This window comes from Lentzea alba (assembly GCF_011067745.1).
Lineage (GTDB): Bacteria > Actinomycetota > Actinomycetes > Mycobacteriales > Pseudonocardiaceae > Lentzea > Lentzea alba.
The window spans coordinates 88,932-105,182 of sequence record NZ_JAAMPJ010000002.1; the positions used below are offsets into that span (position 1 = coordinate 88,932).

The following is a 16,251-nucleotide window of genomic DNA, read 5'->3' on the forward strand; positions in this document are numbered from 1 at the left end:
GGCTAGCCCAGCGAGACTTCCAATGTGGATCCAGAACGCGCCTTGCGCACCCGCAACCGAGTGGGAATCCGCTGCCGCAGCTCCTCCACGTGCGACACCAATCCGACCACGCGCCCGCCGGCACGCAGCTCGTCCAACGTGTTCATGACGATGTCGAGCGTGTCCGAGTCCAGCGTGCCGAAGCCCTCGTCCACGAACAACGTGTCCAGCAACGCCCCACCGGTCTCGTTGGCCACGACGTCGGCCAGCCCGAGAGCCAGCGACAACGACGCCAGGAAGGACTCCCCGCCCGACAACGTCTTGGCAGGTCGTGACCGCCCCGAGTAGTCGTCCAGCACGTCGAGGTTCAAGCCGCCACGGGTACCGCGTGCCCCGGCCAAGTCGGAGTGCACGAAGCTGTACCGCCCCTGGCTCATGCGGTGCAGCCGTGCGGAGGCGGCGACGGCGACTTCCTCCAGGCGAGCCGCCAGCACGTACGACCGCAGCGTCATCTTCTTCGAGTTCTGCCCACGCCCGTTGATGACGTCGGTCAGCGCGTCGAGCTCCGCGTACGAAGCCTCCAACGGCTCCAACGACTTCCACTCGGCACGCAACCGGGCAGCCAGCTCACCCACCCGCTCGAACGCGGCCCTTGCCCGGGCCAGACGGGTCGCGGCGGAGGAAGCCGCGGCGCGGGCGGACGAGGCCTGAGCGGTCACCTCGTTCAGGTCCACCTCGGTGGCCGGGTCGACCTCGGCCAGTTCCTCCAGGGTCGCGAGAGCCGAGGCGCGGGCACGTTCCCAGGCCGCGATCTTCTCGTCGAGAGCCTGGAGCTTGATGGCGGGACGGGCGGCGGACAAGGCAGCGTCCACGTCGGGGAAGCCGGCTTCGGCAGCCAACGCCGCGACCGACGCCTGCTGTTCCTCGACGCGCTGGAGAGCGGCGTCGCGGGCCGCACGACGATCGGCCAGCTCCACCAACGCCTTCGAGAGCCGCAGCAGGTGGTCGCGACGGGTGAGAACGTCCTCGTGCTCGCCGCGGGCCTTGTCCAGGCGATCACCGCGTTCCGACACGACCGCGACCAGCGACGCGTGTTCGGTGCGGAGGCCGACCAGGTCCTGTTCGACCTGGGCCTTCTCGGCGCCCAGCTCGCGGGTCTTGGCCTCCAGGCCGACGAACTCGTTCTGGCGCTGCGACCTGGTGCGGGCCAGCTCCAGCGCCGCGTTGTACTCCGCCAGCACGAACGCCGGCTCGTCCGAGCCCAGGGCCTCCCAGCAGGCCTGGATGCGCAGTTCGGCGGCGTGGACGGCGTGTTCGGCCTCGTTGCGGCGGTCCAGGGCCAGCTGTTCGTCGTGGGCCGCTTCCTCTTCGTCGGTCGCGTCCACGCCGCCCAGCATCGGTTGCGCGGGCGCGGGATGCGACGGCGAACCGCAGACCGCGCAGGGCTTGCCGCGTTTCAGGGCCGCGGCCAGTTCGATGGCCATGTTCTCGAGGCGCTGGTGGCGGACCTGCTGGAGGACGTCCTTGGCCTTCTGGTGGACGTCGATGGCCTGGTGCAGCTCGTTCTTGGTGCGTTCCAACGCAACTCCTGCGTCCGGCAGCGCTGACGCGGCGTCCGCGCGGGCTTTCAGGCCCTCCAGCCGGGCCGAGGCCTCCGCGGCCGCGTCCAGCTGCAGGCGGCACTGCGCCAGGCGCTCGGGCAGCACCTCGAGTTCGGCGTTCAGGGCCAGCAGACGGCGTTCCACCTGGTACGACGAGTTCTTCAGCACCGACAGCTTGCGCACGTCGGCCTGCTGCCGTTCGGCCTCCGCGGCCAGTTCTCCCAGACCACCGGCTTCCTCGCGGTGGCGCTCGGCATCTTCCCGCAACGACGAACCGGTGTAACCCAAGCGCGCCAACGATTCCGCAGCGCGGGTCTCGTCGCGCACCGCGAACTCGTAGGACTGCTGGAGCTTCGCGATCTCGCCGAACGCCGGCACGACCGGGATCGCACGGCGGGCCGCGTCGCGTTCAGCGAACCACGACGCCGAGTCGGCGGCTTCCACGCGAGCCAGCAGGTCGCGGGCCTCGCGGACGCGGCGGATCTGGTCGGCGTGCACGCGAGCCTGGGCCAGCAGGGCGTCCGCGCCGTCGGCCACGCCGGCCGTTTCGACGGACAGCTCCTCGGCCTCGGCCACCGCGAGAGAAAGCCGCTCCAGCACCGATTCCAGCCAGCCCGGCTCGAACGACGGCTCCTCCGAAGCGGCCTCGGCCACCCGGTGCATCAGCTCGGAAGCGCCCTGACGGCGTTCCTCCAGCACGCGACCGGCCACGACCCGCTTGTCGCGGAACCACTTCTCGACGTCGAGGAACCGCTCGGTGCCGAAGAGCTTCTCCAGCAACACCTCGCGTTCGGCCGTGTCCGACCTCAGGAACCGCGCGAACTCGCCCTGCGGCAGCAACACGACCTGGAAGAACTGCTCGTACGACATGCCGAGCATGTCCTCGACGGCGCGCGCCACGTCGTCGATGCGGGTGATGCCCTCGCCGTCCCAGCCTTCGAGCCAGGTCAGCGAGGCCTTCGCGGGCTGAGTGGTGAAGCCGCCGCCGCGCTTCTTCGGGCGGTCGAACTCGGGCGAGCGCACGATCCGGAACCGCCGCGACTGCACGGTGAGCTCCAGCTCCACCGACGTCGGCACCTCGGGATCGGCGTACTCGCACCGCAGCTTCTTCACGTCGCCACGCGCGCCCGGCACCCGGCCGAACAGCGCGAACGCCACCGCGTCGAGCAACGTCGTCTTGCCCGCGCCGGTATCGCCGTGCAGCAGGAACAACCCGTCCGCGCCCAGCTCGTCGAAGTCGACCGTCTCCGGCCGCGGGTACGGGCCGAACGCGGTCAGCTCCAGGCGGTGCAGTCTCATTGCTCCTGCTCCCTCGCCACCGACGAGAACGCCTCGCGCAACAACGCCTTCTCGGCTTCAGAAGGCTCCGAACCCCGCGCGTCCGACACGAAACAGCAGGCCACTTCCTCGTCGGAACGGCCGCGCACCCGGTCCGCGTACGTCATGGTGTGCTGCAGCCCCTGCTCCGGCCGCCACTCCACGTGCACCGCGTGCTCGAAGCGCTTCTGCAACTGCCGCAACGCGTCCATCGGCCGCACCTGGTCCGTCAGAACCACCGACAGGAAGTGGTCTTCGAACGGCTTGTGCGCCGGATCCTCCAGCACCTCGGCCAACGTACCGGTCAGCGAGGCCAGCGGACGCGGCACCGGCAGATCCCGCCGCTCCACCCCGACGAGCCCGCCCGCGTCCAGTTCGACCAGCCACACCGACTTGCGGTGCCGCGCCTCGGAGAACGAGTACGCCAGCGGCGAACCCGAGTACCGCAGGTTCTCCGCCAGCGTCTGGGGACCGTGCAGATGCCCGAGAGCCACGTAGTCGACGCCCGAGAACACCTGCATCGACACGTCCTGCACGCCACCCACCGCGATGGTCCGCTCGGACTCCGACGGCGCCCCACCGGTCACGAACGCGTGCGCGAGCACCACCGACCGCGCCGAACGCCCCGCCAGATCGGCCCGGATCCGCCGCATCGCCTCACCGAGAACCGGCGCGTGCCCCTTGTCCGCCACGCCCAGCACGTGCCGCGCGGGCTCCGGCTCCAGGAACGGGATCCCGTACACCGCGACCGGCCCGTGCTCGTCCTCCAGCTCGACCGGCTTGTCCAGCAACGAGATCTGCGTGCGCAGGTGCAGTCCGCCCGCCTCGGCGAACTCGCCGAACACCCCGATGCGCGCCGCCGAGTCGTGGTTGCCCGGGGTGATCACGATCCGCGCCCCGGCGGCGCGGATCCGCATCAGCACCCGCGCGCACAACGACACCGCGTCGGCGGACGGCACCGCGCGGTCGTAGAGGTCGCCGGAGATGACCACGACGTCGACCTTCTCGGAAGACACCAGGTCAGCGAGGCCGCTCAGCACCGACTCCTGCTCCACGAGCAGGTCGCGGCCGTGGAAGGTGCGCCCCACGTGCCAGTCGGAGGTGTGCAGGATCCGCATGGCACCAACCGTAGAGACGGGGTCTGACAAATCTCCGGGAGGGTTCCCGGCGTGTCACCCGATCGAGTTCAACATCTTTGGGGGAGCATCATCGGTGCCGTGACCGCAGTGATCATCACCGCCTCGCTCGTCCTGGCTCTCGTGAGTGCCGGGGCGCTGCTGTTCGTCTGGCGCCTCTACCAGGACAGCGTCCGCCGCACCGACGAAGCGCTCGCCGCCATCGGCACGGAACGCGCGCGCTACGACGCCCAGCAACAAGCCCTGCAACGCTACGAAGTGGCGTTCTCCAGCGTGAGTGGCCGCGGTGAACTCGGTGAACAGGTGCTCGTAGAAACGGCGCGCGCACTCGGCCTGAGGGAAAACCTCCACTACACGCTGCAAACGGACGTTGCCGGTGGTGGAGCCGTGCGTCCGGACATGGTGCTGAACGTCGGCGGCGGCCGTGCGGTCCCCGTGGACTCGAAGATGTCCATGGCCTGCTGGGCCGAAGCGGTCGAAACGGACGATCCGCAGGAACGTCAGGACGCGCTGCGGGTGCACGTCCGCAACATCCGCTCGCGCGCCGCCGAACTGGCCGGCAAGGGCTACCAGCGCTGGGCGGACGCCATCTACGGCACGATCATGTTCGTCCCCAACGACGGCGCCGTGGTCGCCGCCCTGGACACCGACCCCGAACTGCTGCGCTGGCTGCTGGACCGCCGCGTCTTCCTGTGCGGCCCGACCGGGTTCGCCGTGATCGCCTCCAGCGCCATGTTCGCGGTCACCGAACGGGCGCTGGCCGACGACGTGGAGCAGGTCAGGCTGCAGGCGGGCCGGGCCAACCGGGCCGCCGACACCGCGATCGAGGCGGTCAACCTGTCCACCACCCACCTCCAGCGATTCCTGAGCGCGCGCCGCCGCGAACTGGACGCCCTGGAAGGCTTCCGGGCGAGCGTCGAGCCGCTGACCGACGCCTCAGCCACCCCAACGCCCCTCCCCCTGGTCCGAAGGGCGGACGAACAGTCCGCTTAAAACGCACGCAGCGTGCGCAAAGGTTGCTTCTGGGTGAGAAACTCGCCGACTCACGAACACCGTTTGGCCGAACGGCTACCGTGTGCGGCGTGAGTGCGTTGCGCGAGCGTTCAGCAGCCTTCGAGGACGACGTCGAAGACTACGACACAGTCCCGTGGAACTACCGGGCCATCTTCGGCGAGTTCAAGGGCATCCCGTGGTGGGCGGCCATCCTGTCCGCCCTGGTCCCGGCGTTCATCGGCGCGTTCATCGACATCAACTCCAGCAAGACCGTCGGCTGGACGTTCATCGCCGTGTTCTTCGTCGGCGCGCTCGCCGGAATCCTGCTGGTCCAGCGCCGCAGCCTGTTCGCGCCTATGGTGCAGCCGCCACTCATCCTGGCCGCCACGGTGCCCACGCTGGTGCTGCTCACCGGCGGCGTGAAGAAGGGCGGCCTGGCCGCCATGGCGCTCGGCCTGGGTCAGCCGCTGGTCGACAGCTTCCCGGTCATGGCCGTCACCACCGCGGCCACCGTCGCGGTGGGCATCCTGCGGATCGTCATCCAAAAGGACCCGAACCGGCCGTCCAAGGACGAGCTCCGCGAGGCCAAGGCGGAGCTCCGGGAGCGCAGCAAGCCGGCCCGGCGGCCGCGTGAGGAGCAGGACGAGGACCGTCCGCGCCGCCCCCGTCCGGAAGGCCGTGAAGGCCGTGAAGGCACCCCGGCCCGGCGTCCGCGCCCCGAGGGCGCACCCGCGCGTCGTCCGCGTCCGGACGGTGCCGCCCGTGGCGAGCGCCCGGCCGGTCAGCGCAGGCCCCGCCCTCCGCGCGAGGACCGCTAACCTCACCGACGCCCGTTGTTCGTGATCGCCCCCGCGAACGCCGTACAACGGATCCCGGACAACAACCCCCTGGCCAGCACGCACTCTGCCAGCATGAGTTCGATGCCTAGGGGAGAACGTCCACTGGACGAGGGCGACAGTCCGTTGCTGCTGTTCGCCGCAGATTTGAGACAACTGCGCACGAATGCGGGCAAACCGAGCTATCGGGACCTGGCCCGCAAGGCGCACTTCTCGGCGAGCACGCTGTCCGACGCGGCGGGCGGGCGGAAGCTGCCCGGCCTCGACGTCACGCTCGCCTACGTCCGGGCGTGCGACGGCGACGAACCCGCGTGGGAGCGGCGCTGGCACGACCTGGCCGTCGCGATGGCGCAGAGCAGGGCCGTCGACGGGCCGTCGCCGTACGTGGGCCTGAACTCGTTCACCACCGAGGACGCCGACCGGTTCTTCGGCCGTGAGGCGCTGACCCGCACGTTGCTCGACCGGCTGGAGCGGCAGCGGTTCCTCGCCGTGTTCGGCGCGTCCGGTGAGGGCAAGTCGTCGCTGCTGCGGGCGGGCATCGCGGCGAGGTTCGACAACGCGGTGGTGTGCACGCCCGGCCAGGACCCCGACGCCGCGATCGCCGACGCGCTCGCGCGATGCCCGGACCTGCTGGTCGTCGACCAGTTCGAGGAGCTCTTCACGCTCTGCGAGGACGAGGTCCAGCGCACGGCGTTCCTCGACGCGCTGCTCACCGCCGGCTGCAAGAAGGTGATCGCGGTCCGGTCGGACTTCTACCCGCACTGCGCCCAGTACCCGAAGCTCGCGGACGCGCTGACCGACGCCCAGGTGCTGCTCGGCACGATGACCCCGGACGAACTGCGCCGCGCGATCACCCAGCCCGCCGCGACCGTCGGCTGCACCGTCGAAACGGCCCTGCTGACCACGCTCGTGGCCGAGGCCGCGGGACGCAGCGGTGTGCTCCCCCTCGTCTCCCACGCGCTGCTGGAGACGTGGCACCGCAGACGTGGCAACACCCTCACCCTGGGCGGCTACCAGTCCGCCGGCGGCATCCAGGGAGCGCTCGCGCAGAGCGCCGAAGCCGCGTTCGCCACCCTGGACGACGCCGAACAGCGGCTGGCCAAGCAACTCCTGCTCCGGCTCAGCGCCGACGGCACCAAACGTCCCGTCCCTCGCCAGGACGTCGTGGGCGAGGAGGTCCTCGACGTCCTCGCCGACACCAGGTTGATCACCGTCGACGAACACACGGTCGAGGTGACGCACGAGGCCCTGTTCCAGGCGTGGCCGAGGCTCAGGGCGTGGCTGGACGAGGACCGCGAGGGCCTCAGCACGCACCGCAGGCTCACCGACGCCGCGCGCACGTGGGCGGAGCTGGGCCGGGACGCCGACTCGCTCTACCGCAACACCAGGCTCATCGAGACCTCCGAGTGGATCACTCGGACCAAGCCGGAGCTGACCGCCACCGAACGCGAGTTCATCGGCGCCTCGAAGTCGCTGGAACGCCGTCGCAACCGTCGCCTGCGCTGGATCGCGAGCGGGCTGACGGCCCTGCTGGTGGCCACCGCCGCGAGCGCCGTCGTCGCCGTCCAGCAGCGCCGTGAGGTCGAACGGCTAGGCCTCATCACGCAGTCGCAGCAACTCGCGGCGGCGTCGGAAGCACTCGTCGTCAGCGACCCCCGCCAGTCCGCCCGCAAGGCCGCCGAGGCCTACCGGACCTACCCGACGCCGGAGGCGCGCAGCCGTGTGCTGAGCGCGTCCGCGTCCGCACGTGGACGCAGGCTCGACCACCTCGGCGGGTGGAGCTTCGGGTTCGGCAAGGACTTCATCGGCCTGATGGGCCCGGAAGGCCTGGTCGTGCACGACACGGCCACCCTGTCGCTGAAGGCCAGGTGGCGTCCGAGCATGACCGGCGTGGTCTTCTCCTGGGACATCGCTCCGGACGGCCGCACGATCGCGGTGTGCCTGCACGACGGCCGGATCGTGTTGTGGGCGGGCCCGGACGCCCAGCAGGTCGTGCTCCAGCGCCAGGGCACGCGCGGTGGCGTCGCCTTCACCGCGGACGGCCGCTCCCTCGTCGTCGGTGGCGACGTCTGGGACCTCGCCACCCGCCAGGTGCGCCATTCACTGCCGGTCGGGGCGATCAACGGCCCGTTCGACATCGCGGACGACCGGGTGCTCGCGCTGGTGACCGCCGGCTCCATCGCGTTGTGGGACCTGCGGACGCAGCAACGCACCGGTGGCCTGCAGGTGCAGTCCGGTGAGATCACCAGGGTGCGGCTGCTGCCCGGCGGCAAGCTGGCCGCGCTCGCCACCACCGAAGGCCAGGTGCAGGTCCGGGACCTCGCGACCGGCGCCGTGGTCGCCACGCCACCCGCGCACACCGGCGTCGTCAACAGTCTGTCGCTCAGCCCGGACGGCAGCATGCTGGTCTCCGGCGGTGAGGACGGCCGCGCGCACATCTGGGACGTCGCACACGGCAACGCCATCACGACGATCACGATCAACGAACCGGCCAGGAGCGTGAAGTTCTCGCCGGACGGCGGGCTGGCCGTGCTCACCCCGCGAGCCCTGCGGTTCTGGCCGCCCGGCAGCGTGCCGCGGACCGCCGGTTACACCGTCCGCGCGCTCACCGTCGACGACGACGGCACGATCGTCACCCTCGACGACGCCGGCGTGATCGAACGCCGGGACAGCACGCTGCGCACTGTCAAACGCGTCGAAACCGGTGTGCCGCAAAGCCGTTCGGGCCGCTTCAGCCAGAACCACGACCTGGTCGTCATGAACGGCGCACTCCAGGTGCGCGACGCGATGACCGGCGAGACGGTCAGCAAACCGGCGGTTCCGGCCGGGAGCACGACCACGGGCATCGCGTTCGGCGAGAACCGGATCGCCGTGGTGAGCTCCGCGGAACCCGACGCCCTGTGGTCGTTGGACAAGGAGAGCAAGCCGGACTTCATCGGCGGCGACTCCAGCGGCCCGCGCACCGCCGTTTCGTTCGGCCGAAGTGACAACCAGCTCGTGTTCGCCCGCGAGGACGGCGAGGTGCTGGTGCGCGACAACGACATCGACAACCAGAACATGGCGCTGCCCCGCACGCACTCCGCGGCGGTGCGGGCACTGGCGCTGTCCCCAGGTCGCACGATTCTCGCGACCGGCGGCGACGACGGCCTGATCGCGTTGTGGGACACCGGCACCTGGCAGAAGATCGGCGAGCTGCGCGGGCACACCGACGCGGTCAAGGCCCTGGAGTTCAGCCCGGACGGCAATCGGCTCGCCAGCGGGAGCACCGACCGTTCGGTGATCGTGTGGGACGTGCGCGAACGAACGGCGTGGGCAACCCTGCGCGGACACAGCCGTGGCGTCACGCACGTGGCGTGGCGCCCGGACGGCTCACAACTGGTGTCCGCCGGTGCGGACGCGATCCAGGTGTGGGGCCTGGACATGGCCCAGGCCCTCAGAATCGTCGAGAACTAGCGAACGAGGTCCTTGCGGAGCTCGCGCGGCAACGAGAAGGCGATCTTCTCGTTCGCCGTGGTGATCTCCTCGACCGAGTCGTAGCCGTGCGTCTCCAGGAACTTCAGCAGCTCCATCACCAGCAGGTCCGGCACCGACGCGCCCGACGTGACGCCGACGGTCTCGACGCCCTCGAGCCACGCCAGGTCGACCTCCTTGGCGTAGTCGATCAGGTACGAGGCCTTGGCGCCGTGCTGCAGCGCGACCTCGACCAGCCGGACCGAGTTGGAGGAGTTCTTCGAGCCCACGACCAACACCAGGTCGCACGACGGCGCCATCGTCTTCACCGCGGTCTGGCGGTTCGAGGTGGCGTAGCAGATGTCGTCGGACGGCGGGTCCTGCAGTTCCGGGAAGCGGTCCTTGAGCTGCCGGACGCGCACCATGGTCTCGTCGACCGAGAGCGTGGTCTGGGACAGCCAGATGACCTTCGACGGGTCGCGCACCTCGACCTTGGCCGCGTCCTCGGCGGTGTCGACGAGCTGCACGTGGTCCGGGGCCTCACCCGCGGTGCCCTCGACCTCCTCGTGGCCCTCGTGGCCGATCAGGAGGATGTCGTAGTCCTCCTTGGCGAACCGCACCGCTTCTTTGTGGACCTTCGTCACCAACGGGCACGTGGCGTCGATGGTGCGCAACGAACGGTTCGCGGCTTCCTCGTGCACGGCCGGCGACACGCCGTGTGCTGAGAACACCACGAGTGCGCCCTCAGGAACCTCGTCGGTCTCGTTGACGAAGATGGCACCGCGGTCGGACAGCGTCTCCACGACGTACTTGTTGTGGACGATCTCCTTGCGCACGTAGACGGGTGCGCCGTACTTCTCGAGGGCGAGCTCGACCGTTTCCACGGCACGATCAACGCCCGCGCAGTAACCACGCGGCTTCGCCAACAGGACTCGCTTGGGCATGCCTCCAGGGTACCCAGGGCTCGGGCCAGTGCATTCGGCGCGCAGTTGCGGCAGGCTTACGGGCATGAAGCCACTGCCTCTGGGTGTCCGCGTCGCCGCCGGACTCGCGGTGACCGCCCTCGAACAGGCGCGCAAGCTGCCGCAGCAGCTCGCCGGACTCCCCCTCACGGTGGTCAGCGAGGCAATGCAGTTGTCCATGCGCGTGCAGCAGCATGTGACCGAACTCGCCATCAAGGGTGACGACGTCCTCTCCGGACTGAGGCCGGCGGAGGAAGAGCCGGAGTGGGCGACGTTCGACGAGGACGAGACGCCGGTCACGAGTTCTCCGGAGATTCCCGCTGACGATCCGTGGGAAGAGGAGGAGCGGGCGATCGCCGAGGTGCCCGAGTTCCTGCCGGCCTACGACGACCTGTCGATCGCCCAGCTGCGCGCCCGGCTGCGCAACCTGGACGTGGAGCAGCTCGAAGAACTGCTGCGCTACGAGCAGGCGCACGAGTCCAGGCCCGAGTTCGTCGGCATGCTGAACCGCCGGATCGCCACGGTCAAAGCTCAGTGACCGAGGGAAAGTCCACGCCGGAGAACCCGTGGCCGGTGCGGACGGTCGCCCGCAAGCTGCTCGACTGGATCAACCGGCTCGGTGACGTCTGGGTCGAGGGCCAGGTCACGCAGCTCAACGCACGCAGCTCGACGGCGTTCCTGACGCTGCGCGACCCGAGCGTCGACATGTCGATGTCGATCACCTGCAACGCCTCGATGATCCGCGAGCTGCAGCTGACCGAGGGCAGCCGGGTGATCGCGCACGGCAAGATCAGCTTCTACCCGAACCGCGGCACGCTGTCGTTGCGCGCGGACGACATCCGCGCGGTCGGCGTCGGTGAGTTGCTGGCGCGCATCGAGCGGTTGCGCAAGCTGCTGCACGCCGAGGGCCTGTTCGACCCGCGCCGCAAGCGCCGGCCGCCGTTCCTGCCGAACAAGATCGGGCTCATCACCGGGCGTGCGTCGGCGGCGGAACGAGACGTGCTCACGAACGCGCGCAACCGTTGGCCCGGAGCGCATTTCCGCGTCGTCAACGTCGCCGTGCAGGGCCCGATGGCGGTCACCCAGGTGATGACCGCGTTGTCCACTTTGGAACGCGATCCCGAGTGCGACGTGATCATCATCGCCCGCGGCGGCGGCAGCGTGGAGGACCTGCTGCCGTTCTCCGACGAGGCGCTGTGCCGCGCGGTCTCCCAGTGCCGCACGCCGGTGCTGTCGGCGATCGGGCACGAACCGGACACCCCGCTGCTCGACCACGTCGCGGACCTGCGTTGTTCGACGCCCACCGACGCAGGCAAACGGGTGGTTCCCGATGTCGCTGAGGAGAGTGAACGCGTTCGCCAGATGCGCGATCGCGGACGGCGCGCGCTGCACGGCTGGGTCGACCGGGAACGCAAACTGCTCGACGCGCTGCGCTCCCGACCAGTACTTTCGGACCCGTACGGCCCGTTGGACCGCAGAGCCGAAGAAGTGAATCGGTTTCGCGACCAAGGCCGTAGGGCCGTCACGCAACGTCTCGACAGGGAAGACGTCCACCTGTCAGGGACGAAAGCCCGCTTGACGACCCTCGGACCAGCCGCCACGCTGGCCCGCGGATACGCCGTTGTGCAACTCGTCACACCTGATGGGCCCGACGGCGTGTTGCGGTCTGTGACGGACGCCCCGAGCGGAACACAGCTGCGGGTACGCGTCGTTGACGGAGCAGTGCAGGCACTGGTCACCAAGGCAGAAGGGGGAGGTACCGATGATGCGTGATGCCGTGTTCCTGCCCCTGACCATGGAGGCGGCCGGCAATTGCACGACGGGACTGCGACACAAGGCGGAGGCGGCGAACAGGGCCGCGGCGGAGTGCTGGACGGCGTTGGTGGGCGACTGCGACAGCAAGAGCCGCCGCACGCTGATCCTCACGTTGCACGATCTGAGCGAGGCCACCGCTGGGACGGTGCAGTACCGGCGCGTCGCGGAGGCCGAGGCGCTCATCGACGAGGCGGTGCGAGAGGGTGACGGCGAGGAGTTCGCGGAGGCGCTGGTCGGGTACGACCTGGCCGTCGCGACCGTGTTGAGCCGTCTGAGGAGCCAGTCCGCGTGAGTTCGGAAACACTGGGTTACGAAGCCGCCCGTGACGAGTTGGTCGACGTGGTCCGCAAGCTGGAGGCCGGTGGCCTCTCGCTGGAGGACTCACTCGCCCTGTGGGAACGCGGTGAGGCGCTCGCCAAGACTTGTGAGCAGCATCTCGCCGGCGCACGTGAGCGAATCGATGCAGCTCTCGCTGTGGTCGAGGAGGACGTTTCCGAGGCGTGATCCCGTGCAAGGATTCAGTTGCCGATCACAAAATCCGGCACGCTGAGTAGTCGCATGGAGGCGCGCAATGGTGAACACCCCCGCGGAACGACGTCGCGAAGCCCCGGACCGGAACCTGGCGTTGGAGCTCGTGCGCGTCACCGAGGCAGCGGCGATGGCCGCCGGCCGGTGGGTGGGACGCGGCGACAAGAACGGCGGTGACGGCGCCGCGGTCGACGCGATGCGCAAGCTGATCCACACCGTCTCGATGCGCGGTGTCGTGGTGATCGGCGAGGGCGAGAAGGACGAGGCGCCCATGCTGTTCAACGGCGAAGAGGTCGGCAACGGCGAGGGCCCGGACTGCGACGTCGCGGTCGACCCGATCGACGGCACCACGCTGATGGCCAAGGGCATGCCGAACGCGCTGGCCGTGCTGGCCGTGGCCGAGCGCGGGGCGATGTTCGACCCGTCGGCCGTGTTCTACATGGAGAAGCTCGCCGTGGGCCCGGAGGCGGCCGACGTCATCGACATCACCGCCCCGATCGCGGAGAACATCCGCCGGGTCGCGAAGGCCAAGCACAGCGACGTGTCCGACGTGAACGTGTGCATCCTGGACCGCCCCCGGCACCAGGAGATCGTGCAGGAGGTCCGCCGCGCGGGCGCCCGCATCCACTTCATCTCCGACGGCGACGTCGCGGGCGCCATCGCGGCCGCACGCCCCACGTCGGGCGTGGACATGCTCATCGGCATCGGTGGCACCCCCGAGGGCATCATCGCGGCGGCGGCGCTCAAGTGCGTCGGTGGCGCCATTCAGGGCCGGCTGTGGCCCAAGGACGACGAGGAGCGCGAGAAGGCGATCGGCGCGGGCCACGACCTGTCCCGCGTGCTCACCACGAACGATCTCGTGGCGGGCGACAACGTCTTCTTCTGCGCCACGGGCGTGACCGACGGCGACCTTCTGCGCGGTGTGCACTACCGGGCGGGTGGTTGCACCACCCAGTCCATCGTCATGCGATCGAAGTCCGGCACCGTGCGGATGATCGACGGCTTCCACAGCCTGCACAAGCTGCGCGAATACGCCAGCGTCGACTTCGATCTGCCCGAGGACGCGCAGCAGCCGCTGCCGTAGTCCTTGTGAAGGTGTGAACCGTCAACGGACAGTCACCCTCCGAGTGACCCTAGTGACGAAGTCACTTTCGTCCTTAGTTTCCGACCTGACCCCGGCAACCCTGCGCCGGGTTCAGGAAAGGACATTCAACGATGAGGGCACGTTCGTTGTTCTCCGCAGTCGTCGTGGCCGCGGGCGCCCTGCTCGCTTCGGCCGCTGCGGCCACCGCGGCTCCGGCTCCCACCGCTGACGGCGAGGTCTCGCCGATGATCGTCGGCGGCACCAACGCGTCTCAGGTCTACCCGTTCATGGTGTCGCTGCAGAGCACCTCGGGCAGCCACTTCTGCGGCGCGTCGCTGGTCAAGGCCAACTGGGTCGTGACGGCGAAGCACTGCGTCCAGGGCTCGTCGGCGGCGTCGATCCGCACCCGGATCGGCACGACCAACCGCACCAGCGGCGGCACCACCACCGGCGCCTCGCGGATCATCCTGCACCCGTCGGCCGACCTCGCGGTCGTGCAGCTCAACACCTCGGTCAGCCAGGCCCCGATCGCCATCTCGGCGGCGTCCGGCCCGGTCGGCACCGCGACCCGCATCATCGGCTGGGGCCAGACCTGCCCGGTCCGCGGCGCCTGTGGTGCCCCGGTGACCCTGCAGGAGCTCAACACGTCGATCGTGGCGGACAGCCGTTGCTCCGGCATCAGCGCCGCGTCGGAGATCTGCACCAACAACACCGGTGGCAACAAGGGCGCCTGCTACGGCGACTCGGGTGGCCCGCAGGTGAAGTCCGTGTCCGGTCGCTGGGAGCTGATCGGTGCGACCAGCCGCTCCGGTGGCGGCGCGCAGTGCGCGGTGGCTCCGTCGATCTACGTGGACGTCTCGTACTACCGCTCGTGGATCAGCTCGAACGTCGGCGGTCTGTAGTCCGCTAAACGCATTCCGAGGGCCCGTCTCCCAACTGTTACGGAGGCGGGCCCTCCGCGTTGCAACCTGAGTGATCGTCCTGTCGTCTACTTCGGCAAAGGATGAATCACTAGGGGGTGCGCGATGCGGGTGTTGCTCGCAGCGGTCGCGTTGATGTCGGTGGCGGGGTGCGCGCAGGGGGCCGTGCACGCTGAGACGCCTGCGGCGCCACCATCTTCGGTTTCCGCTTCGCCGTCTTCGCCGTCGCCGTCGCCGTCTCCCGTGCCGTCCTCGGAGACGCCGCCACCGCCGCCTCCTCCCCCGCCGGTCGTGAAGCCCACGCCGTGCACGATCAGCGACGGCGCGTGCATCCAGCTCTCCACGAACAAGTCGTGGATCGTGCGTGGTGACAAGATCGTCCACGGCCCGAACCCGATCACCCACGGGCGCAAGGGATTCGAGACGCCGCTCGGCAACTTCCCGGTGCTGCGCAAGGTGAAGGACGAGTGGAGCCGGCCGTACAACGCGCCCATGCCGTGGTCGACGTACTTCACCGAGAGCGGCATCGCGTTCCACGAGGGCGAGTTGGACGTCCCGTCGCACGGTTGCATCCACCTGGACCCGGCCGCGGCCCAGTTCTACTTCACCAACCTCGCGATCGGCGAGACCGTCCAGGTGGTCTCCTGATCACGCCCACTTCCATCAGCGGATGATTCAGATCACCCTGTAGTGGTTACCCCGCTACCGAGGGGTGATGTGAGATGCGAGTACTCATCGCGACGGTGCTCCTGATCCTCGGTTTCGCGGTACCCGCGCAGGCTCAGGCGGGATGCACCGTCTACAACGGAGCGTGCCTGGTGAAGTCCACGAACCAGGCGTGGCTGGTGTTCAACGGCAACACGAGCTACGGCCCGGTGCCGATCAGTCACGGCAAGCCGGGGTACGAGACGCCAGTGGGCACGTTCTCCGTGCTGCGCAAGGTGAAGAACGACTGGAGCGTCCCCTACAACGGCCCGATGCCGAACGCGGTGTACTTCACCACGAGCGGCATCGCGTTCCACCAGGGTGACACGAACGTCCAGTCGCACGGCTGCATCCGGCTGTCCGCCGATGCGTCGCTGGTGTTCTACGACAACCTGATGATCGGTGAGAAGGTCCAGGTGCTGCCGTAAACAGTTGTCCGAGAGGGCCTGACCGGCTCCGGTCAGGTCTTCTCGCAACTCACCCGCTCCTTCGCGAACTCGTCCGCGGTGATGTACTCGTTGTGGTAGCGGACCTTCCCGTCCTTCAGCGCGTCGAGGGTGAACTCGATGCGCAGCGGGGCCCCGTTCTTCCGCTGCACGGCCATGACCAGGTCCTGGTCGCCCTTCGGCGGCTGCCAGGCGACCTTCTCCTCCGCACCTGCCGGCTTCTGGCCGACGGTGATCTCCTTGAGCTGCGAGGGTGACGCGAACTCGATCTTCCAGATCACCGGGTCCTTGTCGTCCACAACCCCGTTGTCGTCGGTCGCCTGGACCTGCATCCACTCGGCCCCCAGCGTCTCGCAGTCGGTGTCGACGAACTGCGGCAGCCCGGTCGGGGTGAGCTTCGCCGCCCAGCTGGGCAACGGCGAACACCCGCCCAGCGCGGTGACGACGGCGAGTGCCGCTACCAGCTTCAACCGGCTCAT

15 protein-coding genes are annotated in these 16,251 nt (G+C 69.3%); 11 read left to right on the forward strand and 4 right to left on the reverse strand.

Annotated features, from left to right (window positions below; genetic code table 11):
- Positions 1-2: 2 nt before the first annotated feature.
- Together G7043_RS08680 and G7043_RS08685 are read right to left on the reverse strand one after the other, a co-directional pair.
- The gene (locus G7043_RS08680; protein ID WP_166045080.1) at positions 3-2,879 is read right to left on the reverse strand and encodes an AAA family ATPase; all 2,877 of its coding nucleotides are present in this window, start codon (positions 2,877-2,879) and stop codon (positions 3-5) included.
- Complete coding sequence (locus G7043_RS08685; protein WP_166045081.1) at positions 2,876-4,015, reverse strand: exonuclease SbcCD subunit D; 1,140 nt, start codon at positions 4,013-4,015, stop codon at positions 2,876-2,878. The genes G7043_RS08680 and G7043_RS08685 overlap by 4 nt, the downstream gene beginning before the upstream one ends.
- A 99-nt stretch (positions 4,016-4,114) precedes the next feature.
- Here G7043_RS08685 and G7043_RS08690 point away from each other — a divergent pair, with 99 nt between their 5' ends.
- The 3 genes from G7043_RS08690 to G7043_RS08700 all read left to right on the forward strand — a co-directional run bounded on the left by G7043_RS08690 (position 4,115) and on the right by G7043_RS08700 (position 9,315).
- Positions 4,115-5,026, forward strand: coding sequence for a DNA recombination protein RmuC (locus G7043_RS08690; RefSeq protein ID WP_086662800.1), 912 nt, complete (start codon positions 4,115-4,117; stop codon positions 5,024-5,026).
- Between the two features lie 89 nt (positions 5,027-5,115).
- The gene (locus G7043_RS08695) at positions 5,116-5,844 is read left to right on the forward strand and encodes a DUF6542 domain-containing protein (RefSeq protein ID WP_166045082.1); all 729 of its coding nucleotides are present in this window, start codon (positions 5,116-5,118) and stop codon (positions 5,842-5,844) included.
- Between the two features lie 93 nt (positions 5,845-5,937).
- Positions 5,938-9,315 (forward strand): nSTAND1 domain-containing NTPase, encoded by a 3,378-nt coding sequence (locus G7043_RS08700; protein WP_166045083.1) that lies wholly within the window; start codon positions 5,938-5,940, stop codon positions 9,313-9,315.
- On the opposite strand, the gene G7043_RS08705 is transcribed toward G7043_RS08700, so the two are convergent.
- Positions 9,312-10,256 carry a 4-hydroxy-3-methylbut-2-enyl diphosphate reductase gene (locus G7043_RS08705; RefSeq protein ID WP_166045084.1) on the reverse strand — a complete coding sequence of 315 codons (945 nt, stop codon included), beginning with the start codon at positions 10,254-10,256 and terminating at the stop codon, positions 9,312-9,314. The two genes, G7043_RS08700 and G7043_RS08705, sit on opposite strands and share 4 nt — an antisense overlap.
- A gap of 64 nt (positions 10,257-10,320) precedes the next feature.
- On the opposite strand from G7043_RS08705, the gene G7043_RS08710 reads away from it, so the two are divergent.
- The 8 genes from G7043_RS08710 (at position 10,321) to G7043_RS08745 (ending at position 15,754) form a co-directional block, all read left to right on the forward strand.
- Entirely contained in the window at positions 10,321-10,812 is a 492-nt protein-coding gene (locus G7043_RS08710; RefSeq protein WP_166045085.1) for a lipid droplet-associated protein, read from the forward strand.
- Positions 10,809-12,047, forward strand: a complete 1,239-nt coding sequence (xseA, locus tag G7043_RS08715; protein ID WP_166045086.1) for an exodeoxyribonuclease VII large subunit — start codon at positions 10,809-10,811, stop codon at positions 12,045-12,047. The genes G7043_RS08710 and xseA overlap by 4 nt, the downstream gene beginning before the upstream one ends.
- Positions 12,037-12,381 carry a sugar ABC transporter substrate-binding protein gene (locus G7043_RS08720; RefSeq protein WP_242642073.1) on the forward strand — a complete coding sequence of 115 codons (345 nt, stop codon included), beginning with the start codon at positions 12,037-12,039 and terminating at the stop codon, positions 12,379-12,381. The genes xseA and G7043_RS08720 overlap by 11 nt, the downstream gene beginning before the upstream one ends.
- A complete protein-coding gene (locus tag G7043_RS08725) occupies positions 12,378-12,593 on the forward strand; it encodes an exodeoxyribonuclease VII small subunit (RefSeq protein WP_086662806.1) in 216 nt (71 codons plus the stop codon). Before G7043_RS08720 ends, G7043_RS08725 begins: the two co-directional genes overlap by 4 nt.
- A gap of 67 nt (positions 12,594-12,660) precedes the next feature.
- A complete protein-coding gene (gene glpX, locus G7043_RS08730; protein ID WP_166045087.1) occupies positions 12,661-13,701 on the forward strand; it encodes a class II fructose-bisphosphatase in 1,041 nt (346 codons plus the stop codon).
- A gap of 131 nt (positions 13,702-13,832) precedes the next feature.
- Complete coding sequence (locus tag G7043_RS08735) at positions 13,833-14,603, forward strand: S1 family peptidase (RefSeq protein ID WP_166045088.1); 771 nt, start codon at positions 13,833-13,835, stop codon at positions 14,601-14,603.
- 123 nt (positions 14,604-14,726) lie between these two features.
- A complete protein-coding gene (locus G7043_RS08740) occupies positions 14,727-15,269 on the forward strand; it encodes a L,D-transpeptidase (protein ID WP_242642074.1) in 543 nt (180 codons plus the stop codon).
- Between the two features lie 74 nt (positions 15,270-15,343).
- The gene (locus G7043_RS08745) at positions 15,344-15,754 is read left to right on the forward strand and encodes a L,D-transpeptidase (protein WP_166045089.1); all 411 of its coding nucleotides are present in this window, start codon (positions 15,344-15,346) and stop codon (positions 15,752-15,754) included.
- Positions 15,755-15,786: 32 nt separating this feature from the next.
- On the opposite strand, the gene G7043_RS08750 is transcribed toward G7043_RS08745, so the two are convergent.
- The gene (locus tag G7043_RS08750) at positions 15,787-16,251 is read right to left on the reverse strand and encodes a hypothetical protein (protein WP_166045090.1); all 465 of its coding nucleotides are present in this window, start codon (positions 16,249-16,251) and stop codon (positions 15,787-15,789) included.

What these genes read in the sequence shown, in the direction of transcription:
- G7043_RS08700 (WP_166045083.1), top strand. Translation starts at nt 5,938, where the DNA reads ATGAGTTCGATGCCTAGGGGAGAACGTCCACTGGACGAGGGCGACAGT.
- G7043_RS08705 (WP_166045084.1), bottom strand. Translation starts at nt 10,256, where the DNA reads ATGCCCAAGCGAGTCCTGTTGGCGAAGCCGCGTGGTTACTGCGCGGGC.
- G7043_RS08750 (WP_166045090.1), bottom strand. Translation starts at nt 16,251, where the DNA reads ATGAGCCGGTTGAAGCTGGTAGCGGCACTCGCCGTCGTCACCGCGCTG.
- G7043_RS08740 (WP_242642074.1), top strand. Translation starts at nt 14,727, where the DNA reads ATGCGGGTGTTGCTCGCAGCGGTCGCGTTGATGTCGGTGGCGGGGTGC.
- glpX (WP_166045087.1), top strand. Translation starts at nt 12,661, where the DNA reads ATGGTGAACACCCCCGCGGAACGACGTCGCGAAGCCCCGGACCGGAAC.
- G7043_RS08685 (WP_166045081.1), bottom strand. Translation starts at nt 4,015, where the DNA reads ATGCGGATCCTGCACACCTCCGACTGGCACGTGGGGCGCACCTTCCAC.
- G7043_RS08735 (WP_166045088.1), top strand. Translation starts at nt 13,833, where the DNA reads ATGAGGGCACGTTCGTTGTTCTCCGCAGTCGTCGTGGCCGCGGGCGCC.
- G7043_RS08710 (WP_166045085.1), top strand. Translation starts at nt 10,321, where the DNA reads ATGAAGCCACTGCCTCTGGGTGTCCGCGTCGCCGCCGGACTCGCGGTG.
- G7043_RS08680 (WP_166045080.1), bottom strand. Translation starts at nt 2,879, where the DNA reads ATGAGACTGCACCGCCTGGAGCTGACCGCGTTCGGCCCGTACCCGCGG.
- G7043_RS08720 (WP_242642073.1), top strand. Translation starts at nt 12,037, where the DNA reads ATGATGCGTGATGCCGTGTTCCTGCCCCTGACCATGGAGGCGGCCGGC.
- G7043_RS08745 (WP_166045089.1), top strand. Translation starts at nt 15,344, where the DNA reads ATGCGAGTACTCATCGCGACGGTGCTCCTGATCCTCGGTTTCGCGGTA.